The sequence below is a fragment of the Haloprofundus halobius genome (genome assembly GCF_020097835.1).
GTDB classification, from domain to species: domain Archaea; phylum Halobacteriota; class Halobacteria; order Halobacteriales; family Haloferacaceae; genus Haloprofundus; species Haloprofundus halobius.
The window spans coordinates 1-26,702 of the sequence record NZ_CP083667.1 but is presented as its reverse complement, the minus strand read 5'-3'; the positions used below and the strand labels follow the sequence as shown (position 1 = coordinate 26,702).

The following is a 26,702-nucleotide window of genomic DNA, read 5'->3' as shown; positions in this document are numbered from 1 at the left end:
AGTGGTTCAAACATATCGTTCACATCCCCTACGACATCACCGCGAAGCCGAACCTGTCAGCAGAACTCTGCAATCGACCTTGACATAGTTGAGACGCATCCCATTGTAGTTATACTGATGCCCTCCGGGAACAGCTTAGTGGCGCACAAGCGTTTATCGAAGAGGGTGGGTTTGATCACCGGTTCAAGAGTATGTTGGGCCAGTCATCAGCCTCGGCCGAGGATATCGAGCGCTCCTCGAGTTCCTCAAGCGGCAGCAGGAGTGAAACAATATTCAACGTGACAGCAGCAGCGACGGTATCTGTGAGTGGCCGGCGCTGAAGTCGGGCCGGACAACATGAGTAATTACTTCTAGTGATTACTATAGAATCGACCGATGTGTATATCCGATGGCTCTGCACCTCCAAGTTTACGCCATCGCCTCGGCCGTTGGCTATGGAGCGGACGGTGGTGATCGGGCTGTGAACCGGGCCGTTCGACCGCACACACGGCGCGAACGGTCGTCCGTGGGTCATGTCGGAACGTGGGTTCCTTGCGATGGATCGCCCCTCACCAGGACGTGATGCGGACGTCTAGGAGCGGCCCCGCGAGCGGGACAGTAACCTGCCCGCCGGTGTAATGCGAGAGGTAGAACCCGACGATAATCTCCAGACTGCGCGTGGCCTCCTCACCGGACGAGCAGTTCGTCGTCTCACCCTCAAGGAGGTCGACAACATGGGTGGCTGCGTTGCGGAATGCCCGCGTATAGTCGTCCTCCCAGGTCCAGAATCCGTCTATCCCCGGGAGCGGTTCCTCGACGTGGTCGCCGTCGTCGAGCCGCCAGTATCGCCACTCGCCGTCGTCATTGTTCATGTACAGCTTTCCCTCGCTGCCGACGAAATTCAGGGTCATCGACGACGACTTCCGCGGAATCGTACAGTCGACGGTGGCGAAGGTCCCATCGTCGAACACGACGAACCCACCCCCGCCGGCGTCGTCGACTTGCTGGCCAGCCCGGAGCGAATCGACGGCCTCGTTCTCACCAGTAACGTACCCAGACACCGTCTCGGCGCGGGCGTCGAGGAGGTACACCAACGTATCGAGTAGATGGGTCGAGTTGCGCAACAGTTCCATACGGAACTGCGTGTTTACTGACTGGACCTCGCCAAGGAAACCCTCCTCCTGGATCAGTCGCTTGAGCGTCCGGAGCTTGTCAGTAAACCGGAACGAATGGTTGACGACGAGCTCCGTATCTGACTCGGCGCAGACGTCCGTCATTTCCTTAGCCGCGCTGATCTGTGAAGCGATCGGCTTCTCACACCAGATCACGTCCGGATCAGCTGCTGACTGTGCCGTGTCGACGACGTGTTCGTGGTGCAGGTACGACGGGGTACACACCGAGACGACATCCAAGTCCTCGGCTTCGAGCATTGACTCGTGGCCGACGTACCGACGTTCGGGCGGGATGTCCCAGGCATCACCAAATTGGGCGAGCTTATCCTTGTCGATGTCCGCAACCGCCACAAGTTCAATCGCCTCCTGGGCGTCGTAACCGCCCGCGTGGCTGGCCCGGATCTTCTCCTGTCCGATTACGTCCTCGTCGTGCATACCGAGGATACCCATTCCCGCGATGCCCCCAGTTCCGATGATGCCGGCGCTGTACGTCACAGTTACTCGTTCACGTGGGTCGGATCGGCGTACTCAATCGGGGCGACAACTTCTGGTCTCCTTGGCTGCGACGAGACTACACCATCGACAGCGCGGGAGAGCCCAGTAACGAATTGTCGACTTGTCCGCGCAAAACCAGTATCGACGGCAGCGTGTGACTGCCGGGACCAGCGTCTTCCGTACCGTATGCTTCGTGACTGCATAGACGTGGTGAGGAAAGCCAGCAAGATAAAACCGACCCCGGCTTCAGGTCACTCGACGGCGGACCGTCCGATGGCATCCCCCGATCCGTTCGCCCTATCCCTTGAGGACCGATTGCAGCCTGACAGAACTGACGGATGGGGAGGGGGCACGTACCTCCTCTGTCACGGGTTGATGTCTAGTGTGTGTGTGTGGGTGACGTTTGCTCGCGGGACCTCGCGCACGTTGTTCACCTACTGTTTCTACCGTGGCGACTCGGTGGCGTCACACCAGTATGATAGGCACGGTCTAGTTGAACGAGTTTGAGGAACGAACAGGTCGTAGCGAGTTGTGTCCCTGCATCTCGCAGACCTGCTCAGAGGGCCGTATCGGTGGACTCTGATGAGGTTTGGGAGAACGGAACGCACCCCGATATCCGTCAGGATGTTCGGGGTACACCTGCACTCAATGGGGTTGTTGGTGCATGAGGGCGCAGCGGTACTGTGCTGGCTCGGCGTCGTCCAATCTCAAGGCGCGGTCTGGAACTCAGTCGCCTCCTGGGCGTCATACTGGACACGCTCTCAGAAGCCCAAAGCGACCCGCCGACGGCGGGTCGGGGTAGACGAGAAACAGATTGTGGTAGATGGCGAGAAGAAGTGACTCTATGTCGCCATCAACATGGAGTCAAAGCTGGTTCTGGAGGTTGGTGTGTGCAGCCGCCGCAGGACCGAGTGGTTAGCGCAGCTTCTGAACACCAATTGCGGCGAGCCGCTTTGAAACGATGGCGACCGAAGAATCGTCCGAAAGCGACGATGTGGCAGCAATCGAGAAGACCGAGAGTGACGGGTCAGAACTAATGCAGACTACTCGATTCCACGACGGCGTTCCTCCATCGCTTCATTGAGAAACACGATGTCGAAGACACCGAGTTTCTGGTAGACGGCATGGAATACTTGACTGCTCTCACTCGTCACGAGTTGAGCGGTCAGCTTGACTGTAACGACCGAAACTCTCCACAAGTTCTATCGTGCCGAACAGGGGAGTGTTGTTCGCTAACATTCCCATGACCTCGATATGCCCGGCGTCTTTAAGCCGCTGAAAGCGTTCTATCTGGTCGTCAGACGCGGGTCGAAGCCAATGGAGTAACGGACCTGTCGCTTCGATTGTTCACTTGAATACGTTCGGACCCTTGTCGTCGAGATTACCCTTGCCAGATCGATCGCTCCGCCGATAAACTGCCATTGAACATTTCAGTCGACTGGTAGATCGTGTGTTTACTCGATATCGGTATTTGTGGTGGGTCAGGTGTGGGGCGTCAACCCCTAACATGGTATCATTGTTACCATACGAATATAATAAACGTTGAGCTCAATTAGGAGACTAGCTAGGATGCGTCTGTACCCTATAGAAAAATTCAGTATGTGTAGAGAGGAAACCATAAGGGGGAGCGAGAATCACCTTGATGTTCCATTTAGCGCATGTCAGCACTAGATAGGAGTCGGTTCTACCTAGAGATTAAATAGGAGGCGGAATATTGTGCTGCTATGAGCTCGACAGCCAGTAGCACGGATTCAAGGGTGAGTAGTGATGCACCCAGGTGGAAAGCCGCGTGGCAGCGACTACAGATCAAACTCGACCCAATAGCGGAGTATCTCTTCCTGTTCGCACCGATTTTGCTGTTAGTATTGGTCCTCGGGATCCCGATCGTCTTCAACGTGTACGTGAGCTTTTTCACGTGGGACGGTACTGGATGGCCCGAGACGTTTGTCGGTTTCGAGAACTACGAACTATTCTTCAGTAGTCCGGACCTGGTGAATTCCGTCATCAACACGCTGATGTGGACCGTGGCGATGGTCGTCTTCCCGCCGATTGCCGGATTGGGGCTGGCACTGCTGATCGACGACGTCACCGGGGAGTCTTTTTTCAAGACGCTCTTTTTCCTCCCCTACGCGATCTCGTTCGTCGCCGTCGCGATCATGTGGCAGCTCATCTACAGCGGAGACGTCGGTCTCCTCAACCTATTTCTCCACACGATCGGCCTCGGAGAGTACGCTCGCCCGTGGTTGGGAATTCCGAAAGTGAACACGTTCGCCATGATGGTCGCACAGGTGTGGTTGTTCAGCGCCTTCGCAATGGTGATCTACTTGGCCGGGCTTCGCTCCATCCCGACCCATCTGATCGAGGCGACTCGGATCGACGGCATGTCGAGACTGCAGCGATTCCGCTATCTTACGTTTCCGATGCTTCGGCCGTTTACTACGCTCGTCGTGGCGACGATCCTCTTCAATGTGCTCAAGATCTTCGGAATCATTTACGTCATGACCGGCGGCGGGCCGTTCAATTCGTCGGAGACGCTCGCCGTCACCATGTATCGACTGGCCTTCGGACAGTACCGGTTCGGTGCCGGAGCGGCCGTGGCTAACGTGCTGACGATCTTGGTTATCGGCGTGACGGTGATTTACATCCGGTACAATATCCAGCGGGAGGTGGACGTCTGATGGCGACTGACGAGCGACCCGGACAGCCAACAGTCGACGGAGCGAAAAACGACGTCGCCGAGTACCTCAAAAACTTGAACGGGTTCAACGTGCTTCGGGGGGGACTCATCGTCTTAATTTCTGTCCTCTGGTTGATTCCCCTGTTGGCGTTACTATACATCGCGGTACAACCCAGTCTCCCCCAGGGGGCCTTCTGGTCTCTCCCTGAAAGCATCGCGTTAATCAGCAATCTCGGGGAGGCGTGGTCGGACGGGAACTTCGGCAACTACGCGATCAACAGCCTGATTTACGCATCCGTTGGGGCCGTGATCGCGGTGTTTTTAGCATCACTCGCGGGCTTTACGATCGCTCAACTTGACATCCCGTACCGGGATGGCATCCTCTTCCTGATCTTGCTGTTCACCTTCTTCCCGTTCCAGATGTACCTCATCCCGCTTGTCAAGGTGGCCAACATGACCGGGCTCTACAACACGAAGACCGGCGTTTCGATCATTTACATCACGATCGCGATCCCCTTCGCCGCCTTCGTCCTGCGCAACTACTTTATTACTATACCGAACTCCCTGTACGAGGCCGCTCGAATCGACGGGCTCTCGAAATTTCAGATCTACTGGAAGATCTACCTGCCGCTGGCCAAACCGGCACTCGCTGTGGCACTCATTTTCCAGTGGATCTGGATCTGGAACGAGTTCCTGTTCGGGCTAGTTCTCACGTCGAGTCCGGACGCTCGCCCCATGGCGACTGCCCTCGCTCTCCTCGGCGGTCGAAGCGCCGACTGGACGGTGCTCGCCGCCGGAACGCTGCTCACCGTCGGCCCGCCGCTCGTCGTCTTCCTCCTCTTCCAGAAGCACTTCGTCCGCGGGTTGCTGGCCGGGACACAGAAGGGATAGACACCGCCTACACCAACATTTTTCACCTGTCGGCCGGTCCGTGGGTGTATGGTTGCTAACGGCCCACAATCACACGTATGTCGACTCTCGGATGCAGCGATCATAGGCGCCGATCCGTGGCTTAGAACGCGGTTGGACCACCCCGAAGACGTAGCCGTTGCAGACGACGGAACACTCTACGCGGGTGGTGAGAACGGGCAGTTGTATCGGATACAACCGGAAACGAACGTCGTCGACGAAATCGGAAACACCGGCGGATTCGTACTCGGTGTTACGATTGGACCCGACGGAGCGCTCTACGCCTGTGACTTCCAACAACACGCGGTTTTCCGCCTTCCGATCGACAGCGACGGTGTGGCCGGTGATCTGGAAGTGGTCGTCGCCGGCGACAGCGACACGGCTCCGCGTCACCCGAACTACTGTGTCTTCGATTCGGCGGGGCGGTTGTACATCTCGGACTCCGGTGAACGGAGCGAGATGGCGAACGCCGACGGGTGCATCTACGTCGTTGAACCTGACGGTACGGGCCGGATCTTGACCGAAGAACCATCGGCGTTTCCGAACGGACTCGCGCTCTCCCCGGACGAGTCACGGCTCTACGTGGCGGAGACGGGATTGCACGAGGTTTCTGCCGTGGAACTCGTCGACGGCACTACCGAAGCGGTGACCCACGTCACCGACGGGTTCGGGATGGTCGATGGACTCGGATTCGACTGGAAGGACAGACTCTATGCGGCATCCATCGGCGATAACGCCGTGTATCGGCTCGCTGATCCCCGGGTGCCGACGGCAGATCAGGAAATCGAATGCATCATCAAGGATCCGGACGGACTTATTATCGGCAATCCTACGAATATCAGCTTTGGCGGACCGACCGGGCACACCCTCTATATCGCAAACCTCGGCCTCTGGCACCTGACAGCGGTTGACCTCAGCGGTGAGTGAATCTCCCACCCACAGGAAAAGTAACTAATAATATCTTTGAGCTTGTGTCCTCATAGTATGAGTCGCAAGGCGGGAAAGGCCCAGAGACTTGAGAGCCGAATCTACCCTTCGCTTCGGTTTAACAATCCGACGAACGAACGACTTCAGTTCGCAAAACAGCTAAACGTTTCTCACATCATCGTCCATCCGTACGCCCAGTCGTATCTTCCCGACGAAGAATTACCTCTCTCCACGGACTCGAAGTGGTCGTTTGAGGAACTTCTCCACCTTCGGAACTTTATCGAGGAACGCGGCTTTACGTTCGGTGCTATCGAAAACTTACCCCTCTCATTTTACGACGACATCATGCTTGGTCAAGACGGGAGAGAGAAGCAACTCGAGAACGTAAAAGCCACCATCCAGAATATGGGTCGTGCGGGGATTACCACGCTCGGATACAACTGGATGCCAAACCGCGTCTGGCGGTCGTCCTTAAACCGACCCGGACGAGGCGGCGCTACGTCGACGGCGTTCGATATGGAGGATATGGAACAAGCACCATTGACACATGATCGGGAGTATCCCGAGTCGGAAATTTGGGAAAATTACCGATACTTTCTCGAAGAGGTACTGCCGGTTGCGGAAGAGGAGGGAGTAACGCTTGCGCTCCATCCGGACGATCCCCCAGTCTCGTCGCTTGGCGGGATTGCACGTCTCTTTCGAAATTTCGAAAATCTACGGAGGGCAATGGAAGTCGTTTCCAGCGATAACCACAAAATTCAGCTAGCGCTTGGAGTACTCTCCGAGATGGACAGCGAGATGGAGGTGCGAGAGATGGTGGACTTTTTCGTTCAACGAAACAAAGTCAGTTACGTTCACTTTCGGGACGTCAAGAACCACGTTCCTTCGTTTCAGGAAGTGTTTATCGATGAGGGCAACTATGACGAATACGAGGTACTGGAGACGCTTATCGAGGGGGGGTTCGAAGGGATGGTCATTCCAGATCACGTTCCGAAGATGGCGGGCGAAGCGGATTGGGGACCGAGCGGTCGCGCATTCACGATCGGATACATTCGTGGAATGCTCAGAGCAGCCGAAAACGCCGATTAGTGAACGTAAACCCAACCAAACTCGGATTGTATACCCGATAGATTTTTCACCGATTTGTGGGTTGGTAGTTGATATGACTGCGCATGATGGTCGAGTAGCCGTTGTTACTGGTGGGAGTTCGGGTATTGGCCGCGGAATCGCTCTTCGCCTCGCGGAAGACGGGTTCAGCGTTGCCGTTGTCGATAAACGCCACGCCCCAAAGTCGGGAAAACACTACGATACGAACGTGACGAAGCCAACGGACGAAGCCATTCGAGAAGAGGAACACGGCGACGCCGTCTTTATAGAAACGGACCTCACGGACGAAGCCGATATTGAGACTACTGTCGAGGAAGTGGTCGACGAGTTTGGTCGAATCGATATCCTCATCAATAACGCGGGAATCCTAATTCCGGGCACGACCCTGTCACTCTCGAGAGATGATTGGCAACGGCAGCTGGATGTCAATCTCACCGCATACTTTCTGACCGCGAAGTACGCACTACCACACATTACTGGCTCAGATGCGGGCCGTATTGTGAACATTAGCAGCGTTAACGCCCATTTCGGTGGAGGGGGGCCGGCATACGCATCAACCAAAGCTGGTATCGTGAATTTCACCCGCGACCTCGCCATGGAAGTTGCAGACGACGGCGTGACCGTCAACACGATTCTTCCAGGCGTTATCAAGACGCCAATGCAGGACCTAAACAACCAAGAAACGATGGAGCGACAGGAACGAAATACTCCACTACCGCGTCTCGGCGAACCACGAGACATCGCTAATGCCGTCAGTTTCTTCGTAAGCGAGGAAGCGGAATGGATTACGGGTGCCCAGCTCTTGGTTGACGGCGGATATCTCGCGGGCGGATACTGAGTCTGTCTCTCCGACTATCCTTCGAGAAAGCCCTGTACGACGCGGACGTACTGACCGACCACCTCGTGTGGATATCGTGTCTTGTTTTGCGAGACTAATTTTTGGTGTAACCTATTGTAACCATCCCTAATCTTTATCATAGTTCATCAGTATCATTCTCGTGTTATGCCCGACGGTAACAGAGGTCAGAGTGCAGCTAGTCAGGATCGGCGTCACCTTCTGAAGGCGCTCGCCGCAGGTGGAATGCTAGGGTTGGCAGGATGCAGCGGGTCCGGTGACGGCGAAAATACTGGGGAAAATGGCAGTAGCGGGGGTGGAGACGGGGGAAGCACTCAAGCAGCGTTCTGGCACGACAAGCCGGATTGGGACGACGGTTTCAAAACCAGCTTTTCGGAAATCGAAGGAGAGGCGCCCGCCGAGGTGTCTGTCACGTCATACGGTAGTACGGATTCGTACCAAGGTGCGCTGCGGCCAGTTTTCGGGACTACTGATGGTCCCACCCTTTTTACGTGGTGGACCGGTCAGCGCCTTCGCGACATCGCTTCGGACGGTTACGCATTGGACATCACAGAGCAGTGGGAAGCCCACATTGAGAATGGTGAGTATGACGAAAGTCTCATGCAGCAATTCTCAGCCGATGGAAGCGCCTACGCTGTCCCGTACTACCTCAGTTACTGGGTTGTGTGGTATCATAAGGCTACGTTCGACGAGATGGGTCTCTCAGAACCCGAGACGTGGTCGGACTTCGAACAGATCTGCGCCGACATCGCAGAGACAGACAAGATACCGATCCAAATACCACTAGGGGAATCTTCCTGGCCGACGTTCGTTTGGTTCGAAGAATTCCTCATTCACGAGGATCCAGAGTTCTACAACGCACTATGCCGCGGCGAAGCAAAGTACACAGACGATACTGCTATTTGGGCGCTCGAGAAAATGGCTGAGTATCAACGGAACGGATACTTCGGGCCAGCAGAAAGGATGTTTCAGCTAGAATCACCAACAGCCCAACAGCAATTGGCGAACGGAGAATACGTAATGCATGCTAGCGGAGACTGGCTTAGTGGGATTTTCTCTGAGAACGATCTCGAGTTCTCTGATATGGGATGGTTCATCCTGCCAAATATAAGTGGAGATGAGAATCCGCGGATGATTATCGAACCGGGACCAATCGTCCCCCACGCAGGGACGGAAAACGAAGAGATGACGCGCGAGTTCATTGACCTTGTGTTAAGTCCCGAGTTCCAATCGACGGTGAATCAAGAGCTAGGGTTCCCGCCCACTAATCAGGAAGTTGATCCCTCGTTCCTCGACGAGAATAAGAGGAATCTGGTGAATACGATCAACGAAGAAGACATCCAGTTCTCGCTCCGATACTGGGAAAACACCTCACCGGAGGTTGCGCAACCAGCGACTGAGACGCTCGAACAGCTCCTCCAGTATCCCGATCGAGTCCAACAGGTTGCTGAGAAGATCGAGAATGAACGCCAGCGCGTGTACGAGTAACCCGTAGAACGTGCCAATATTTCGTTACCTATACGAATTAAACAATGTCGTTACAAATACAAAATCTTACCAAGCGATTTAGCGAAGTCGTCGCCGCCGATGACGTATCGATCGAAGCCGATAACAACGATTTCCTCGTTTTGCTCGGGCCGTCGGGGTCAGGGAAATCAACGACCCTACGGTGTGTCGCCGGTCTGGAGGACGCGACTGAAGGCGAGATCCTCATCGGTGGTCGAAACGTAACCGACCTGGAGCCGGCCGAGCGAGACATCGCGATGGTGTTCCAGAATTACGCTCTCTACCCGCACATGACCGTTCGGCAGAACATGGGTCTCTCGCTCAAAGTATCGGGTATTTCCGACTCCGAAATAAAGCGCAAAGTTGAGGAAGCGGCGCGCATCCTCGACATCGAGGAGCTTCTCGATCGAAGTCCCTCGGAGCTGTCCGGCGGCCAACAACAGCGCGTCGCCCTCGGTCGCTCGATCGTTCGCGACCCTAGCGTGTTCCTGCTCGATGAGCCGCTGTCGAATCTCGACGCCAAGTTGCGGACCCAGATGCGCACGGAACTAAAGCAGCTACATGAGCAGATCGGGACGACGTTCGTGTACGTGACCCACGATCAGGTCGAGGCGATGACCATGGGAACAAAGATCATGGTTCTCGACAAGGGAGAGGTCCAACAAGTCGGAACACCGGAGGAGCTCCACGATGATCCGGCAAACGAATTCGTCGCGGGATTCATCGGATCACCCAGCATGAATTTCATCGACGGGCGATTAGATCGAGACCAGCGGACGATTCAATTTGACGGCTTCAGCTACGAACTTACGGACGAGCTGTTAGATGCCGTATCCGGGACAGACGCGACGGACATCCGGATGGGTATTCGACCGGAGCACATCGACATCACGGAAACGGGGCAATATCACGCGGACGTAAGAGTCGTCGAGCCGACGGGAACCGATATTCTCCTGTACTTGGAAATTGGTAACGTAGAGTTGATCGCCGAGGCACAGCGCGACGGGACCCTGAAAGACAGAGACGAACTCCGGTTCGATATCCCAGACGAACGAGTGCATCTGTTCTCCGACGGCGAAGCGCTCACCTCGTCCCGGTCGGAACTGACGGAGCCGAATCCGTAAAAGAACTCCTGGGTTCGAACGAAAGATTACTCGTTCAACCCGGCGTCAAGGCGGACAGTAACCGTCTCGCGGGCCTCCATTCGAACATCGACGCCGTTCTCAGTTACTCGAAGGTTCTCTTTAGTGATTTTCCCGGTCGGATCTGTGCGCGCGGCGTCATCAATCACGAGTTCACCGTGACCGATCTGAGCCGTACGGCCGTCATCCGAGGCGTTCCGGAGGGAAACGAGGATACGATCGTCACGATCATCGACGGTCTCGATCCCCGGATGGAAGACTCCCGTGTCAGCATCAACCGGCCGAATCTGCGTCACAAGCACTGGCAGTTCGGGCAGATTGAGGAACCGCCCGGATCCTTCGATCGGCGGTTCGTCCATCGTTCCCTCACCTAGTGTCTGTGCCAGCGGCTCGTAGTGCGTCGCCTCTAGACCCGATTTGTGTGCCAACGCTTCGTCGAACTCGTCGTGCGGAGTGAGATGATACTGTGCGCGCACGCGACCCGGTTGGTGAGCCCGGAAATTGGTGTCCCAGTAATTATTCGTCACCCACCCGAGGAACAGCGGGTGTTCGAGGTCGAACTCCCACTGATTTTCGGCGAAGTTGAAGTCACCCAGTTGTACGAGCGGATTCAAGGGGCAACCGATCGTCATTCCGCGATCGGTGTCGGAGAGGTCAGCCCAGTACTGGACGGTATAGTAGTCGTAGACCGACCCGGGGAGTTGATCTTCGCCCGGTTCCATCGCCTGTCCGCCGACATCGAGGCGGGGAGTCGGGTCGTCGAGGTCGAACGGGAACGCCAGATACGTCGCTTCGGGTTGGGTCCGGAGACCCATATCCCACTGCGCATCAACCGTTATCGTGTCCCCGTCGGTCGGGATCGAGAACTGGAGCACAACGTTACTCTCGACCTGCGGCGTCTCCAGTATCTGTCGTACCTCGTATCTCTCCGGGCCATCGAAGACGCGATGTTGAAGAACCCGATCGGGCCCGGATCGAGCTCCGTGCCAATCCGGCCGGAAACCGCGTGGGGCATCGAGGATACCGGCGACAGCGGCGTGGCGGTCTTCTACCTCGGGACGATAATCGAAGAGCCGCTTCCGCGGACGATCCGTTTCGTTATCGACGACTTCCTCGTGAACGAAACCGGCGAGCGGATATTCCGACGAGTGATCGACCCACTCGCAGTTCCGATCTTTGTCGTACCAGCTCGCGATCCCACCGCTGTCTCTGTCGAAGGTCAGAACGTACCGATCGGTTTCGACGGTCGACCGTTCGTCGAACGAACTTCCTTCGATCGAGATCAGTTCGTCTCGCGGAACGACTGTCCACCCGTATCCGGGCACCGCCGTCGAAGGGAGGTAGTACCCACCAGGGCTGAACATCGACTCGATGTCTTCGTCATCGACGAAGCCCGACGGAGCGAGTCGGTGGTTGTCACGATCCTGAAAGTGGCGTCCCGAAGTTTCGTCGTTGGGGACGCCGCGGGGGTTGACCACCTGATCCGCGATCGGTCCGGACAGTTCCCGCTCCCAGGGGAGGGGGTTGAAGAGGAAGATTCCGTCGGTACTCATTGGGTATCACCCGTGGACACTCGTCGCGCAAGTTCGGCGATACTATCCCGCTGTCGCATCATGCTGAGGCTCCGACCATGGTAGGCATAGTTGGCTTTATGATTCCACTGACTTGCTGCATCTTCTCCCTCCGGAACACTTACTGCGGTATCAGAACCCCACGTATGCTCGTCGAAGAAGTGGGTCGCCCACCAGGCATCATCGCGGGTTTCCGGTGCCGATCGCCGCGTCGGTTCGCGCTGATGATCTGCAGCGCCGAGCGCGCCCAGCCCCGCTTCGAGTGCATCGGCAGTAAGGAGCCGACGCCGATTTTCCCTGTTTATTGACATTTCTCGGGCGCTGCTTATGCTTCCGAAATTCCAGAAGTCCGTCCAGTCACCGCTGTAGGCTTCCAGACAGTCAACGTTAGACTGGACGTGCTCCCACCAGTCTGCCGGCGTCGCCATCTCGATCACCGGAAGTTCACCGTCGAGAACGGCGTCCAGATCGTTCCATTCACGGATGAAGTCGGAGAATTCGCGATACGCGGGTCCATTATCGCCGAACGGGTGATAGCTCTGGATCAGGAGCTTCGAGAGTGGATACTCTGCGGCTTCAAGTTGGCGTTCGACCCGGGGCCACCACTTGTCTCGTAGCTCCTCAAGATCGCGACCGATACCCATCTGATGTCCCGTCGAATAGTGATACCCGTTGAAAGCAAGGAGCTCTCGACCGCTCGGTGCTTCCCACCGGAACACCTCGGGACGCTTGAGCGGTGCCCCGCCGAAGTGTTCGTTGATGGCCATGGAGAATCCCTCGATACCGGCGTCGAGGAGTGCATCCGGAAACGACCAATTCTGACCGTTCACGTCACAATTCATCCCGTACTTGATGTCGAAACCGTACTCGTCCCGAAGGCGTTGGATTGGCCGGAGTGTCTCGTCGGTCTGAGCCGGACCGTACAACGGCGTGATATTCGCCAGCATTCCGGTGACTTCGACGCGTCCGGCCTCCTCCAGTCGCTGTAATTGTTCGATCTGCTTGTCGCTCGCAGTCTCAAGCCATCGAAGCAGCGGTCCCGTCGTTTCGATCGTCCAATGAAACGCGTCCGGACTGTCCACTTCTAAATCCTCCGCAGCCGCAGCAATACCGTCGTCGATAAATCGGCGCTGGAGGTCCCACAGCACGGGTTGGTCATGAGTATACCCGATGTCGGTGTGACAATGGTTTATCAATTGTATTGTGTCTACTTGTGTCATGCTACACCACGAATATGGAGTTGGCCTCTTTATTAAATGTTTTTCACGCGCTAGCCATTAGCGTCGTTTAAGTTGGTTGGAAGAGATATCTACCCCAGCTTTAAGTTCTGACACGTAATATCGCAATGTATGCCAGAAGAGACCAAGGGACAAACTCTCCAGGGCGTTGAAACTGCGTTTATGATAGTTAGACATCTGAGGGACAGGGGACCTAAGACCGTGACTGAACTCGCATCGAGTCTCGATCTCCCGAAGAGCACAGCCTACATTCACCTCAAGACGATGTACGAAGCGGGGTATCTCTACAAGGAAGACAACGAGTACAGGCTCAGTTTACAGTTTCTTGATCACGGAGTAGCGGTCAGACAAAATTTCGACATTTTCCACGTCGCCGAATCGGAAATCGATGCGCTCGCAGAGGAAACAGGAGAGGTGGCTAATCTAGGAGTCGAAGAGAACGGAAAGCGAGTTCTCCTCTATATCTCTGAAGGGAGAGACGCAATCTACGATAACGCTCAAATCGGTGAGTTCACCAATATGCACTGGACCTCTCTCGGAAAAGCGTTACTCGCTCACCAGCCAGAAGAACGTATTCAGGAAATCATCGATACTTACAGTTTACCAGAATCGACCGCACAAACCATAACGGAACCCGATGTACTGTTCGAGGATTTAGCCAAGATCCGTGATCAAGGATACGCTATAGAGGATGAAGAACACTGGGAGAGCATCCGAGCCGTCGCCGTGCCCATCCTCAATGAAAAGGCGGTTGTTGGCGCGATATCCGTCTCGGGACCGAAAACTCGATTCTCCGACGAACGAATAGAAAATGAGTTACTCGACACGCTGCGAAACCACGCTAATGTAATTGAATTAAAATTGACTCATTACTGAATAGAGTTATGTCCTTGATTTGCACGCTCTACTCAATGATCGACACGTCATTCAACTGACTTAGACAGGTGCAAACCATACTGATTCAGAATGTTTATAATATCGCTGTGTACGTATAGAGTATGCGCAATTGCCGGATTACGGACCAGTATCAGAAGAAGGGACTCGACGTCGTTATCCTCGAAAATGCACACCTTCGTGTCGAAGTGCTGGCCGGGAAGGGCGCCGATATAACAGAGATTCGAGACAAACGGACTGATACAAATATTCTTTTCGAGGCACCGCACGAGTGGCGATCTCCAGCCCAGGGGCCGATCGGAGGTCATGATGATCATTTCCGGTTCTTGGACCACTATCCCGGTGGATGGCAAGATGTCTTACCGGGGGCCGGAGGCCCGTCCACAATCCATGGAGCGCCGCTCGCGCTTCATGGAGAGGCAACGCTCGTCCCATGGGATGCCATTATCGTTGAAGACACAGTTGATCGAGTGTGTGTTAGATTAGAGACTTCATTGACTCGATATCCCCTGCAGATAACGCGCGAACTGAGTCTTAAAGCTGGTCAATCTTCGCTCATTGTAACCGAATCTGTACGGAATCAAAGTGAAGTCGCTGTTGATTACTCTTGGTTACAACACATCGCCCTTGGAGAGCCACTAATTTCCCCAGAAGCGTCGCTCTCCGTTCCCTGTGACACAGTTCTCGTAGATCCCGATCACGACATTCCAGAGGCTCGCTTCCCAGCGGGCGAGACATTCGAATGGCCGATTTGTGAGTTCGATGGTCAGGAAGTCGATTTACGCTCGTTCCCGCCGAAATCTGAGCGGGTTCATGACTTAGTTGTGCTCACGGACTTGAAAGAGGGGTGCTATACAGTAGAAAATCCGGAGATAAATCTTGGAGTGAATGTGGTCTTCCCAGAGGATCTTTTTGAGTATCTCTGGTACTGGCAACCTTTCGGAGGGTTTACTGAGGCCCCGTTTTTCGGTCGAAACTACAACATCGGGCTTGAACCGTCGACATCAATACCCAACGCAGGCCTTAAGGAAGCTATTGAAAACGGAACTGCCAATTGCCTTCCAGGCGGGTCAACAGAGACGTTTACTATTGAATGTACTACTCACTCCATCACGTGAAATCCGTTCTGAATTAGAGTGCATCCCAGTCTGCATAGGGATTACAAAACATTACTTGTAAAGAATGTGGAGCCATTTATAGGGCCAAGTTAGCCCTAAAGTACATCATCCGGAATTCTATATATATAATCTCCAGGACTGTTGTTTATCGGCATTGATTGGATAGTTGGAAATAATAGCAGATAATGAAATATAGAAGCCACTAGCGGACAATCGGCCAACTCCCCATCCATAGGTTATTGATACGTGTTTCTCCCAGATCGATTCCGACACTCTCGTAGGTGCCGCAAAACTGATGTCGTATATCGGTGTAGTAGGCAAGCAAATACATTTCTGAGGGATGGTCTCTTGTTCAGAGACCATCTCGTCTCGCCTGCCCATGACCTCTTCAGAGCTTCCAAAGAAGAATACTGAATCGCCTTGTTGCGCTTGAGGAAGAGGACAAAAAGGCTTCGAGAAGGAAACAAACGGCTCAAAGCCAAGTTTTGTTGGTTCGAAGGACGGCATACACCAACGAGCAATCACCGATGATGAGCCGTTGTCTTCATCGGGCGAGGACGACAGGAAACCCTGTACGAAGGGCGGAACAGCCGGTCGGAACCCCACCATGACTCCGAATGGCGAATTACTGCCCATTACACGTTTCCTTCGTATGGCATTACACGACTAATGATGTAACGAAGGATCCCGAAACGTCGACCAACAGAAAGCGGCTGAGGACTGACGTTGAGGAATCGACGAAATCATTCGTTGATACGTGGCGCGACGGGAACGATATCTCGATGATGCGAAGGTCTGGCTGCAAAGTCGGCGTCCCACTCTCGGTGACATTGCAACTCATGGCAGACGGTGTCGTCCAGAAGGACGGAATCTTCGTGACCGAGACCAGTAGAATCGGTGATGATCAGTACTTCGATGAGATGGAAGCACGAGGCTTCGAACTCGTCGAAACGGACACCATCTTAACTGAGTCGACGCCGAGAAAGAAGAGAGAAGGAGAAAAATGCACTACCGATCTGCTTCTTTAGGGTAGTGGTTCAAAGAATGAACGGTAGTAATAGCTTGAAAATGATATCGACGGTCGGACCTGGTATTTACCGGTTAGTCGAAAAAATGTTCGTTCCGATGTCAGTCAGAACCTAGGAAGGAAAATACCCACACGAACCGCAAACGAACTCTTTGTCGTGATACTCTTCTAAAGCTACGAGACTCTTATCGCATTTGGGGCATTGCATGCAATTTCACCCATGATCGGCAATATCGCAACTCGTTATACAACAATTGTCGAACAATGCTGAGAGGATGACTACACTTTAGGGATCCCCAATCTTTGGTGATATTCTTTATATAAAGATAGGGGCTGAGTCGATCGCGCAATGGAGTACTTTTTGGAGCGGTTCAAAATGGTCGAACTGAGGCCTCTCTGGTAGCACACTCGTCGTCTGCACTGTCCTCAGTAATATACAGCATCTCCTCAGGTCGAAGACGAACCCGAGGACGGTCTCATTCCCCCAGCTAACTGGCTGTGTCCGTGACGACCAGTGTCCGGTGGATAGTCATGCCGTCGAAGGACGTCCTGTCGTCGACGGGCCGCATATCCGTGAACCACCCGTCCGTGAAGACCTCCGTCTCATCGACTGACAATAGAGTGGGAGATCTGCGTCAAATTCCTCTTTCGCCGCCTCGTCGAAGTGGTCAAGGGTGTCGATAGGTGACAACCACCAAGTTGTAGGATAGACGACATCAGAAGGAGCGGATTCCTGCGTTGGTTCGCTGACTCAAGGAATTCAGGAACTGCTAGGTTATCCGTCACGGTCGACATCTCACCCTGTAGTGATGAACATTAAATCGACGAGAAATATCGTCCCACCAATGATTACAAGGACGGTGTCATTCCGCTAAACTGAACATTGATGTCGGAATCGGCCTTCAGAGGTGATTCTTTTCGGGATACGACGGATTAGGAATTGCGTTGGAATATTTCAACTGTCGTGTATTCGACTATCGGATACATACACCGTATGAGCTCGATCTCCTTAGGAGAGGTAGGATCCATCATAAGTTATTACTCGTATGAGGTGCGAAATCTCGTTCAACCCTTATTGTAAAGCCTGTTTGAATCCATCCAAACCTCGAAGAATGGTTCTTCAGCGCTTCTTTTATTGTCATCAGCATCCTTCAACTGGCTTCATATCAAGTGAATATGGTGGCAGTTGAACGAAATCGATGTCGTCTCGATTTTCCGACTCAGTAACCTTAGAGGTGCGAAAATACGGAGCGTCATTGAGGACAAACAAATCCTCGTCAAATTCCTCACTCAGCACGAGCATAAATTTCCATGTGTACTCCCCGGTGATGCACTCGCCCGATTTACAGTAGAACGCCTCGCCATCCTCTAAAACTATGCCGAGCACATCCATATATAGTCCCGCTGACCGGATAAATCGACCGACAGCTCCAATCCGCGGGGAAATCACGCCTGGGTCGGCTCGGCTCGGCTAGAGTCCTCGTGTGGTCGATGCAGACTAGCTAGGTATCCAGACGTGACTAAGTTTTTTTAACTTCTTTTCGAGCGCTTGGGGGTCCTCGACATCTGCCTCGGCGGCGGCTTTTCGGGGCGTCTGGTAGTTCAACCCAGCTTCCTTCATTAACCGTCGACAGCTCGGTCGTGAGTAATCGATATTGAACTGGTCTCGGATGAATCTCTGGAGCAATTCTGTCGTCCAGGCAGGAGCATCGAACCTGGATCCCGTCGGTGGGTTCTGAAGAACTGATTCGAGTTCATTGAGCTGCTCATCAGTAAGTTTCCGCGGTCTCCCCGGCCGATCCTCGTCGAGCACGGCACACTCGAAATCCCGTTCTTCGAGTCGCGTGAGCCAGTTATAGATCGTCTTTCGTTCGACGTCGAACCACTTGGCGAGCTCCGATTGTGTAACGCCGTTTTTGTACGCAATCGCCACGAACAGGCGTTGAGCCGGCTTTTTATCGTCAACAGACTCGAGGACATTTTGGAGGTCGTCAACCGTGATACCGGTGAGGCGTTTCATGACTCATTCATACATTTTCTGAGTAATTAGTTCTAACGATTACTATAGACTTCTTGAGATACTGTTTGAGAGTTTCCATCTTATCGTCATAGTGACTTTCTTTCGATAGATGATTACGAGCTGTTTGTAATACCACGGCGGCGGCTTGGAAAGAGCGGTTAGTCCGACAGTCCATCGCAGATCGAGACGACGCGGTGTATTATCAGGCAGTCGAATCAACTGCGCAAAATCTAATTGTCAGTTCGTTGACTCGACGGCGACGCAGTTCCCGTCGGTACGGAATGTTCGTCGAGACTGGGAGGCGCTGCTCGAAGTGCTTGGGGGAGAAGACGCTATCGTCGTTATCGACGAGTTCCCGTTTCTCATCGAGGAAGACGAGTCCCTCCCGTCGCGGATTCAACGCGTCTGGGACATGCAGTTACAAGAAACGGATATGACGCTCGTCCTTGTCGGGTCGTCGATCAGCGTCATAGAGGAGAAGGTCTTGTCTGGAAGTGCGCCGTTGTACGGTCGTCGGACCGCAACGATCGATCTGAAACCGCTCTCAGCTGGTGATGCGCGTCATTTCTTCCCAGAGTATGACATCGAGACGGCTATCACGGCGTGGGCGATCTACGGTGGGACCCTGCACTACCTCCAAACAATTGACTCTGAGCAGTCGCTGGCGACGAGCGTCCAACAGCCGATTCTTTCTGAGCGTGGGCTTCTATATTCGGAACCGGAATTCTTGCTTCGGACGGAATTCCGACAGCCGAACACGTACTTTAGTATCCTTTGTGTGCTTACACATGGCCGTCGGACACCGAACGAAATCGCAGCATGGCTGGTGTAGAGTCACAATCGCTTAGTGTGTATTTGCAAAAGCTTCGGCGGCTCCGCCTCGTTGACGCCACATTCCCGTGACGGAATCTCCGACAGCGTCGAAACGAGGCGGTATCGGATTGCCGCGCCGTTGTTCCGATTTTGGTTCCGGTTCGTATACGACAACCAAGACCGGCTTCGCATCCCCGGCGAGAAGGCATACGACGAATTCGTCAAACCCGAGATTACAGATTACGTGAGCCCGTTGTTTGAGCGACTTTGTCAGCACGCACTACCACAGCTGATCAACCGACGCTTCATCAATGTTGGCCAATGGTGGTTCAAACAGCACGAACTGGACGTCGTTGGCTTGAGCGAAGAGGGGCTTGTGGTCGGTAAGGTAAGTTCACGTCTCCACCAGTAAGTGAGGAGGTTCTCTTAAATCTCGAACAAACAGCGGCGGAGGTGCAATGGGGAGATGAGCCTGCAAATACCGAGCCGCTCTATGTCTTGTTCAGCCGCTCGGGATACACCGACGATGTCAAACACGCAGCTGAGGCGCGAAACGATGTACACCTCTATAATCTGTCCGACGTACTCCCCACATTGTCATCAACTCACGATTGAGTCTGTAGACACCTCCTTTGGCCACGAAAGGTCGAGACGGTGTGATAGAGACGTGAGCCACAAGTCGGTCGCGATCCAAGTTGTCGAGTCGTGATTCGAGTCTGCGACGACCACGGTTATTTCGCTGATGGTAGCTGCCCCGTTTGCGGCGATGAAGGCGAGCCTGTGCTCAATGAAAAACGTCGACGTCAACTCTCGAAGTTTATGAGTGGTGCGTTACGTCACTTTCCCGATGATGTCGGTTTGTCCATCAATCTACAGGGATGGTCCGACTTTGATTCCCTCATCGATACTGTCACAGACAAATACGCGTGGGCTGAACTCAGACAGGTTGTGGCAGTCATCGAAGCTGACGAGAAGGGACGGTTTGAGCGTCAAGATGGCCGGATTCGTGCTGCCTACGGTCACTCAATCGATGTCGATCTCGAAGCGACCGAGTCGACAGTACCAAATCGACTGTATCACGGAACCAACCCGGGGGCGCTTGATGAAATTTTCGAGGAGGGATTGCGGCCGATGTCGCGGCAGTACGTCCATCTCTCAGAAACGGTTGAGGAGGCGCGGGTTGTCGGGCGACGACACGCTGACAGTCCTGTTGTGCTTGCTATCGACGCCAGTAAGATGAAGCAAGACGGCTATGAGATCGACAAACGGGGAGAAGGAACATTCACCGTCAAGCGCGTTCCAGCCAAGTACCTCGAACGACTGAACGGACCTGAAACCGACGATCAGAGATTCGAGCAATAAAAGATGCCACCATCTTCCTGTAAGGAGGGAATTCCGTCCTTCACGGCGGGAGGGAATCCGACAACTACTGAATTGATTTTGAAACAATAAATTACTGACTCAGCGATTCACCGCGATGCGTAGTGAGTAGGCGATGAACGCCAGTCCAACGAACTGGATTACCTTTGGACTTATATTATATTTACCTGGGGTTCACCGTTTTCTTCGTTGGGGGAACCCCAACGGAAAACAAGGTTCTTGCCCTGTCTCGGTAGGTGTGTCCGATTCCGGTCTTTTCTTGGAGCTAGACACTCACGGTACTCCCCGCACTCCACCGTTTCCGGAGCTATTTCGACCGGTTATTCTCAACCACACAGTATTTTCGTAGATGGATTCTCACTCGTAGAAATTATGCACACTCCACCGTTTCCGAAGCTTCTGATAGAAAGCGGGCCGTCGGGGTACCAAACCAGCGACTCAGTAATCGGAGATATCCGACTGAAGGACGTCGTTCTGAGTCGCGTTCGACTGAATCGATTCGGCAATCTCCTCGAACCGAGAGATCGAGAGCAATACGTTGAGCACCGCATCCAGCGGTACATTGAGTTCGTACTCGTGATACCGGCCGGCGGAGAGCCCCTCGTTTCGTTCGTAGACGTTGATCAGTCCGAGCATGTTAAGATCGGAGAGGTGGTCGCGAACTCGACGACCGCTCACGCTATCGGCGTCGAGCTGATTACAGATATTCACGTACTGCTCGTAGAGGTCGCGAGAGCGAACCGGCACATCGTCACGCGCTTCGTGGTACGCGAGCGCGCAGAGGACGACGTGACCCTGCGTCGTGAGTTCCTGCATTCCCTCGTACAGTTGGTTCTTTTCGAGTTCGTCCTGTGCGCCTCGGACGTGGTCGTCGGTGACGGTGGCGACGTCCTCGGCCTGTGCGAGTTCGCCCGCTTCCCGGAGGAGCCGAATCGCCTGGCGAGCGGAGCCGGTGTCTTGGGCGGAGAGCGCAGCACACAGCGGAACGACGTCGCCTTCGAGTACATCGTCGTGAAACGCTTTCTCCGCCCGCGGCTCCAGAATCGAACGGAGTTGATTCGCGTCATACGGCGGAAAGAGGATCTCCTTTTCGGCGAGTGTGTCTTTGACCTTCGGGGAGAGGCTGTCTCTGAACTGGAAGTCGTTGCTGATTCCGACGATGACGGGCTGGACGTTCTCGACGTAGCCGTTCGAGCGAGCGCGGGGAAGTCCGTAGAGGATGTCGTCGGAGTCGCCGATGTTGTCGATCTCGTCGAGGACGATGACGACGGTGTCACCGAAGGAGTCGAGCTCCTCGTAGAGGATGTCGAAGACCCGTTGTTGAGAGTAGCCAGTCGTGCTGATTCTGTCCTTTCCCTTCTCGAGGCGGAGTTCGTTCACGAGCGATACTGCGACCTGATACGACGAGGAGAGGTTCTCACAGCCGACCCAGACGGTCGAAAGGTCGATGTCGTCGTACTTCTCGGCGTCGTGTTCGAGGTGTGAGAGCATGAACTTGGTCGCGACTGTCTTCCCCGTCCCCGTCTTCCCGTACAGGAAGATGTTCGAGGTCGGGCGGTTGTCGATTATCGGCTGCAGCGCGCGCTGGTACTTCGCGAGTTCCTTGTCCCGCTCGCGGATGTCCTCCGGTTCGTACGAGTCGTCCAGAGGTTCGGCATCGGCGAACACGAGGCGGTCTCGCTCGAACATCCCCATGTGAGAAACGCACATAGAGGACCGAGATAAAACCACCGCTTCCGGAGCGTCCGAAGCTCGAAGATATTAATACTCGGGACACACCACCGGTTCCGGAGCCTCGGTCATTTATTACACCCTCTCACTCCACTATTTCCGAAGCTATCGTGTTCACGAACCCCCACCCGTGGAGACGGAGAACTGCTGGAGAGAAAGATTTAATAAAAAACGTATTCAACCATACCCGTAGTAGATAGAACACAAAACATAATTTATTTGTTATATTCGCATTTTGTGTATCTTGAATATCACTTCGCACGCGAACCCGGCAGCATCCTCCTCTTTCCCGAGGCCTCCCCTACCTTCGGAGCCAATAGCTTAGGAAATGGTGGAGTGAGGGTGTTCGACGCTCGCGCTTCTCCGGAAGCTCCGGAAATACTGGTGTGGCCGAAGTGTCGGGATCGAATTCGGAGTGTCGAAACAGAACGTTTATACTCCGTTAGTGATTCTCTCCATCAACGAGGTATCCTCCCCGTACAGACCACTTCTTCCGTAGCAACGGTATTTCTCGTATTTCGCGGCTGCTAGCGTCTATTCGGGTGATAACTCCGGAACTACTGGAGGGGGTGTCAGCAACCAACGACTGAAGTCGTAGGGGAGTCGGACTGCTATCGTTCGTAGTTTGTGCAGCAGGTAGTCGGATTCCTCCCACGGCTAAAGCCGTAGGCTTCCTCCTCGCATTTGCGTGAAGATTATGGGGAACAACTCCACGGTTCTCCTCGAAGAGACCGCATCAACGCCTGCGGAGACTGCGCTCCCTACGGGTGCGAACGCGAGCGACGATTCGTCGTTCCGTGTCGTGCCTGCAAAGCGCGTCGTTGAAACAGGAAGCCACGGGTCACCTGACCAGTAGTAATTCATCTGAGTGTATCGTGTGTAGGGTGTATGGGGACGAATCAGCGACCGGCGTGGGAGTACAAGACCATCGAACCGCCGAAAGGGCTGACCAAACGCGAGACGATCGACCCGACCGCCGAACTCAACGACCTCGGCGCGGACGGGTGGGAACTGACCGCGACTATCGACTACGACAAAGGCGGGACGAAGCTGCTGATACTGAAACGGCCGGTGTACGATGAGTGACTCCGGTACCGAGACGAGCCTCTCGACGGCGGATCGGCTTCGACGTCGAACCGACCTGAACAGGTATCTGTTCTGGTTGTTGCTCAGCGCGAATCGCTGGATCATCGTTGGGGGACTCGCGCTCCTCGTATTCGGTTCGTTCATGCTGTTCGGGCTTCTCAAGCCGGTGTTGCTGCAGTCGATGATGGAGACCAGCGACATGGTCGAGACGGTCTTCTCGGGACTCGTCGGCGCTATCATCACGAGTACGACGCTCGTCGTCTCGATCAACCAGCTCGTGCTCTCACAAGAGATCGGCTCCTTGGGAACCCAACGAGCCCGGATGGACACGACGATGGACTTCTATCAGAACACCGATGAGCTGTTCGGCGAGATTACGCCCGCAGATCCCGCGGTGTTCCTCCGAAAACTCATCGAGACGAGCGAACAGCGAGCGAACGCCCTCAGAGAGGCTGTTGCTGACAGCGACAACGACGAGCTACGGACAACCGTCGAGACGTACGTCGAAGACCTGAAAGGAAACGCCGATACGGCGTACGACGAACTCGAAGGTGCGGACTTCGGAACGTTCGCCGTCATCTCCCCGGCGCTGGATTTCAACTACGCCCGGAAGATGTACGACATCCGTCAACTCGGCGAGCGGTTCAGAGACGATCTCACCGACGCACAGCGGACGGCGTTTCGGGAGATGTTGGAGGCGGTGACGATGTTCGGCCCCGTCCGCGAGTACGTCAAAGTGTTGTACATTCAGTGGGCGCTGGTGAAACTGTCGCGTGCGATTCTGTATGCGTCGATTCCGGCGCTCATTGTCGCCGGTGGGATGGTGGTGTTCGTCGACCCGACCACGTTCGGCGGCACGTTACTGGGCCTCGAAACGATGCTCTGGGCCGTTAGCATCGCGTTCGCGCTCTCTGTCACCCCGTTCTTGGTGTTCACCGCCTACGTGCTCCGGCTTGCGACGGTCGCAAAACAGACGCTCACCGTCGGACCGCTCATCCTCAGCTGAGCGGTCTACTGGGCGAATTCGGGCGGTGCTTTCCGGCGACGCCCACGACGACCCACAACGGAAAACAAAACAAAAGAACTGTTAGTCCCGACCTATGACGGTTTCGTCGAGACAGGGGTCGAAACCCGCCCTCACCGTCAGCGTACGGGCCCCGTGACCGGCGTTGCCCGAGAGACAGAGACCTATCTACCGATGACTACCGACGACTACCGACCGTTCCTCGCGTTCCACGCGTTCATCGCGGCTACCATGATTTTGCTGTGTTCGTTCGCGCACGCCCACGAGATGTCGTATCTGATGCTCGTCTGTGGTAGTTTCGCCGTCTCCTACGGCGGGACGGCCGCACATCACATTTACCGCGAGTACGTTCACGAGCCGTCCGCACTCGAAGCCGACGACCTAGAGAGGCCGGTGTTCGAATGACTGCAGTCGGGTCGGACTCGTCGAACTCTCGTCCCGATGGAAAACGGTCACGTACCGCTCTCGGCTACGCTTACTCGAACGTCATACCGTAGCCCCACTCTTTGAGGTGGTCTTCGGCCTCGTCGAGATGTTCGAGTCCGACTCGCATCAGGGCCTCCCGGAGATCGGTCAGGGAAACATCGTCGTTGAACCGCTCTTCCATCTCGCGAAGCGCGTCACGTTCGGCGTTTTTCGTCTCGGGTTGGAGAAACAGCGGGACGCGGGTTCGCCCGTCTTGAACGCCGTCGCGGCGGAATTTGTACGGAATCTGCATCGTCCGTTGCGTTGTCGACTGCTCTCGCGCCGTCGATTCGGTCTCCTCGTTCGACTCTTCGCTCGAACTGGAATACTCTATCGCATCATCGGGTTTATCATTCGGTTCTTCTGTCTCGGTGTCCTCCGCGAACGGGTCTTCGCCAGCGCCTTCCTTCATCCCGGTCATGGTGCCATCACCTCGTGCTCGACGTCACCCGGTTCCGGCGGGTTGGGTGCCTCGATACCGACCTCCGCTTCCAGATGTCGGGCGAGTCGGTCGAACTGCGCGAGCGTCTCCAGTTCGTAATTGCGGCGACGGTCGCGGTGCTCGCGGACGTAGGTGAACGCCGAACACTGCTGCATCCAACTGCCTTCCATCAGCGACGCGCGCTCACCGACGATCTCCGGAATGGCGTAGTTGATCTCTTCGAGGACGGTCCGCTGGTCTCGCGTGTTTTTGAACCCGATAGGGACGGCCGCGAGTACGCCGACGTCGATTTCGAGTTGCTCTTCGAAGCCGGCGACGAGCGCTTCCAGTCCTTCGACCGCTGCGCGTCCTTTCGCACTAGGTTCGACGGGGATGACGAGCGACCGGGTGGCGTGAATCGCGTTGTAGAGGTGCGGCCCTTCCGTCGCCGGGGGGTCACAGATGAGGACGTCGTACTCGTCCGGGACGTTCGCCTCGCGGAGGACGCGGAGGAGTTGAGCATGCACCCCGAAAGCTTCGCCCATCGCCTCCGCTTGATCTTTCTCGCGTTGAAGGTACTCCGCGAGGTCCGAGAGCATGTTGTGTTCGGGGACGATGTCGACGCCCTCGACCGTCCGGACGAGGTCCTGAAACTCGCCTTTCGGGCGCCGAATCATGTGTCGAACCAGATTGTCGACAGGGTCGGTCCGCTGGTCGTCGACGCCGAACAGTCGAGACAGGTCTCCGTCCTGCGGGTCGAGTGGAACGACGAGCGGTTTCAGTCCCGCCCGTGCGTGCGCGACAGCCAAGTTCGCCGCGGTGGTGGTTTTGCCCACCCCGCCGGCCTCGCTGTATGTCGAGTACGCTAACATGTACGCGACATGTGTGGCATCCCTCTTGAAGGTACGTCAGACACACCAATGACTGAACACCATTGATGATTGTAGTGAACACATGTACTGAACATCTGTCCTGGTTCCCAACCCGTTCGGTGCCACTCACGCCGCCTTCCCGCGCGTTCGCGATCTCCCTTGGACGTCCGATTCGGGACTTTGAAGCCCGATATCCCCTCTCCTTGCCTTGTTCATCGATGAATGGATTTGGTGAACATACTTGGTGAATGTTATCTGCGTGCCCAACTCAG

At 55.0% G+C, this 26,702-nt stretch carries 22 protein-coding genes and 3 pseudogenes; 17 read left to right on the top strand and 8 right to left on the bottom strand.

Going from position 1 to position 26,702, the window contains the following annotated elements:
- Positions 1–548: 548 nt before the first annotated feature.
- Entirely contained in the window at positions 549–1,646 is a 1,098-nt protein-coding gene (locus LAQ74_RS17055) for a Gfo/Idh/MocA family protein (protein ID WP_224337818.1), read from the bottom strand.
- A gap of 537 nt (positions 1,647–2,183) precedes the next feature.
- Here LAQ74_RS17055 and LAQ74_RS20675 point away from each other — a divergent pair.
- The 9 genes and pseudogenes from LAQ74_RS20675 to LAQ74_RS17015 all read left to right on the top strand — a co-directional run.
- Positions 2,184–2,579, top strand: a pseudogene (locus LAQ74_RS20675) (IS6 family transposase); the annotation flags it as partial.
- Positions 2,580–2,695: 116 nt separating this feature from the next.
- A pseudogene (locus tag LAQ74_RS17050) lies at positions 2,696–2,836 on the top strand (IS6 family transposase); the annotation flags it as partial.
- 534 nt (positions 2,837–3,370) lie between these two features.
- Positions 3,371–4,324 (top strand): carbohydrate ABC transporter permease, encoded by a 954-nt coding sequence (locus LAQ74_RS17045; RefSeq protein WP_224337816.1) that lies wholly within the window; start codon positions 3,371–3,373, stop codon positions 4,322–4,324.
- Positions 4,324–5,214 carry a carbohydrate ABC transporter permease gene (locus LAQ74_RS17040; RefSeq protein ID WP_224337814.1) on the top strand — a complete coding sequence of 297 codons (891 nt, stop codon included), beginning with the start codon at positions 4,324–4,326 and terminating at the stop codon, positions 5,212–5,214. The genes LAQ74_RS17045 and LAQ74_RS17040 overlap by 1 nt, the downstream gene beginning before the upstream one ends.
- A 48-nt stretch (positions 5,215–5,262) precedes the next feature.
- Positions 5,263–6,159 (top strand): SMP-30/gluconolactonase/LRE family protein, encoded by an 897-nt coding sequence (locus tag LAQ74_RS17035; RefSeq protein WP_224337812.1) that lies wholly within the window; start codon positions 5,263–5,265, stop codon positions 6,157–6,159.
- Positions 6,160–6,216: 57 nt separating this feature from the next.
- A complete protein-coding gene (locus LAQ74_RS17030) occupies positions 6,217–7,248 on the top strand; it encodes a mannonate dehydratase (RefSeq protein ID WP_224337810.1) in 1,032 nt (343 codons plus the stop codon).
- 73 nt (positions 7,249–7,321) lie between these two features.
- Positions 7,322–8,104: an SDR family NAD(P)-dependent oxidoreductase gene (locus LAQ74_RS17025; protein ID WP_224337808.1), complete on the top strand. Its 783-nt coding sequence runs from the start codon at positions 7,322–7,324 to the stop codon at positions 8,102–8,104.
- Positions 8,105–8,269: 165 nt separating this feature from the next.
- A complete protein-coding gene (locus LAQ74_RS17020) occupies positions 8,270–9,610 on the top strand; it encodes an ABC transporter substrate-binding protein (RefSeq protein ID WP_224337806.1) in 1,341 nt (446 codons plus the stop codon).
- Positions 9,611–9,654: 44 nt separating this feature from the next.
- Positions 9,655–10,752, top strand: coding sequence for an ABC transporter ATP-binding protein (locus tag LAQ74_RS17015; RefSeq protein ID WP_224337804.1), 1,098 nt, complete (start codon positions 9,655–9,657; stop codon positions 10,750–10,752).
- Positions 10,753–10,778: 26 nt separating this feature from the next.
- Here the strand turns inward: LAQ74_RS17015 and LAQ74_RS17010 are convergent, their stop codons facing one another.
- Positions 10,779–12,323, bottom strand: a complete 1,545-nt coding sequence (locus tag LAQ74_RS17010) for a hypothetical protein (RefSeq protein WP_224337802.1) — start codon at positions 12,321–12,323, stop codon at positions 10,779–10,781.
- Entirely contained in the window at positions 12,320–13,561 is a 1,242-nt protein-coding gene (locus LAQ74_RS17005) for a glycoside hydrolase family 38 N-terminal domain-containing protein (RefSeq protein WP_224337800.1), read from the bottom strand. The genes LAQ74_RS17010 and LAQ74_RS17005 overlap by 4 nt, the downstream gene beginning before the upstream one ends.
- 129 nt (positions 13,562–13,690) lie before the next feature.
- On the opposite strand from LAQ74_RS17005, the gene LAQ74_RS17000 reads away from it, so the two are divergent.
- The 3 genes from LAQ74_RS17000 (at position 13,691) to LAQ74_RS16990 (ending at position 16,619) form a co-directional block, all read left to right on the top strand.
- Positions 13,691–14,455, top strand: coding sequence for an IclR family transcriptional regulator (locus LAQ74_RS17000; RefSeq protein WP_224337798.1), 765 nt, complete (start codon positions 13,691–13,693; stop codon positions 14,453–14,455).
- Between the two features lie 122 nt (positions 14,456–14,577).
- Positions 14,578–15,591 carry an aldose 1-epimerase gene (locus tag LAQ74_RS16995; protein ID WP_224337796.1) on the top strand — a complete coding sequence of 338 codons (1,014 nt, stop codon included), beginning with the start codon at positions 14,578–14,580 and terminating at the stop codon, positions 15,589–15,591.
- 839 nt (positions 15,592–16,430) lie between these two features.
- Complete coding sequence (locus LAQ74_RS16990) at positions 16,431–16,619, top strand: hypothetical protein (protein WP_224337795.1); 189 nt, start codon at positions 16,431–16,433, stop codon at positions 16,617–16,619.
- A 1,140-nt stretch (positions 16,620–17,759) separates the two neighbouring features.
- Here LAQ74_RS16990 and LAQ74_RS16985 read toward each other — a convergent pair.
- Positions 17,760–18,005, bottom strand: a complete 246-nt coding sequence (locus LAQ74_RS16985; RefSeq protein WP_224337793.1) for a hypothetical protein — start codon at positions 18,003–18,005, stop codon at positions 17,760–17,762.
- 111 nt (positions 18,006–18,116) lie between these two features.
- Complete coding sequence (locus tag LAQ74_RS16980; RefSeq protein ID WP_224337791.1) at positions 18,117–18,638, bottom strand: IS630 family transposase; 522 nt, start codon at positions 18,636–18,638, stop codon at positions 18,117–18,119.
- Positions 18,639–18,743: 105 nt separating this feature from the next.
- Here LAQ74_RS16980 and LAQ74_RS16975 point away from each other — a divergent pair.
- A pseudogene (locus LAQ74_RS16975) lies at positions 18,744–20,066 on the top strand (ATP-binding protein).
- 90 nt (positions 20,067–20,156) lie between these two features.
- Positions 20,157–20,813, top strand: a complete 657-nt coding sequence (locus tag LAQ74_RS16970) for an RNA 2'-phosphotransferase (RefSeq protein ID WP_224337790.1) — start codon at positions 20,157–20,159, stop codon at positions 20,811–20,813.
- A 456-nt stretch (positions 20,814–21,269) separates the two neighbouring features.
- Here LAQ74_RS16970 and LAQ74_RS16965 read toward each other — a convergent pair whose 3' ends face one another.
- Entirely contained in the window at positions 21,270–22,526 is a 1,257-nt protein-coding gene (locus LAQ74_RS16965) for an orc1/cdc6 family replication initiation protein (RefSeq protein WP_224337788.1), read from the bottom strand.
- A 924-nt stretch (positions 22,527–23,450) separates the two neighbouring features.
- Between LAQ74_RS16965 and LAQ74_RS16960 the strand changes: the two genes are divergently transcribed.
- The 3 genes from LAQ74_RS16960 (at position 23,451) to LAQ74_RS16950 (ending at position 25,077) form a co-directional block, all read left to right on the top strand.
- Positions 23,451–23,648, top strand: a complete 198-nt coding sequence (locus LAQ74_RS16960; RefSeq protein ID WP_224337787.1) for a DUF4177 domain-containing protein — start codon at positions 23,451–23,453, stop codon at positions 23,646–23,648.
- The gene (locus LAQ74_RS16955; protein ID WP_224337785.1) at positions 23,641–24,654 is read left to right on the top strand and encodes a DUF7972 family membrane protein; all 1,014 of its coding nucleotides are present in this window, start codon (positions 23,641–23,643) and stop codon (positions 24,652–24,654) included. The genes LAQ74_RS16960 and LAQ74_RS16955 overlap by 8 nt, the downstream gene beginning before the upstream one ends.
- 192 nt (positions 24,655–24,846) lie before the next feature.
- Positions 24,847–25,077 (top strand): hypothetical protein, encoded by a 231-nt coding sequence (locus tag LAQ74_RS16950; RefSeq protein ID WP_224337783.1) that lies wholly within the window; start codon positions 24,847–24,849, stop codon positions 25,075–25,077.
- A 70-nt stretch (positions 25,078–25,147) separates the two neighbouring features.
- On the opposite strand, the gene LAQ74_RS16945 is transcribed toward LAQ74_RS16950, so the two are convergent.
- Both LAQ74_RS16945 and LAQ74_RS16940 read right to left on the bottom strand, forming a co-directional pair.
- Positions 25,148–25,558: a DUF7970 domain-containing protein gene (locus tag LAQ74_RS16945; RefSeq protein ID WP_224337781.1), complete on the bottom strand. Its 411-nt coding sequence runs from the start codon at positions 25,556–25,558 to the stop codon at positions 25,148–25,150.
- Positions 25,555–26,430 (bottom strand): ParA family protein, encoded by an 876-nt coding sequence (locus tag LAQ74_RS16940; RefSeq protein WP_224337779.1) that lies wholly within the window; start codon positions 26,428–26,430, stop codon positions 25,555–25,557. The genes LAQ74_RS16945 and LAQ74_RS16940 overlap by 4 nt, the downstream gene beginning before the upstream one ends.
- Positions 26,431–26,702: the final 272 nt, after the last annotated feature.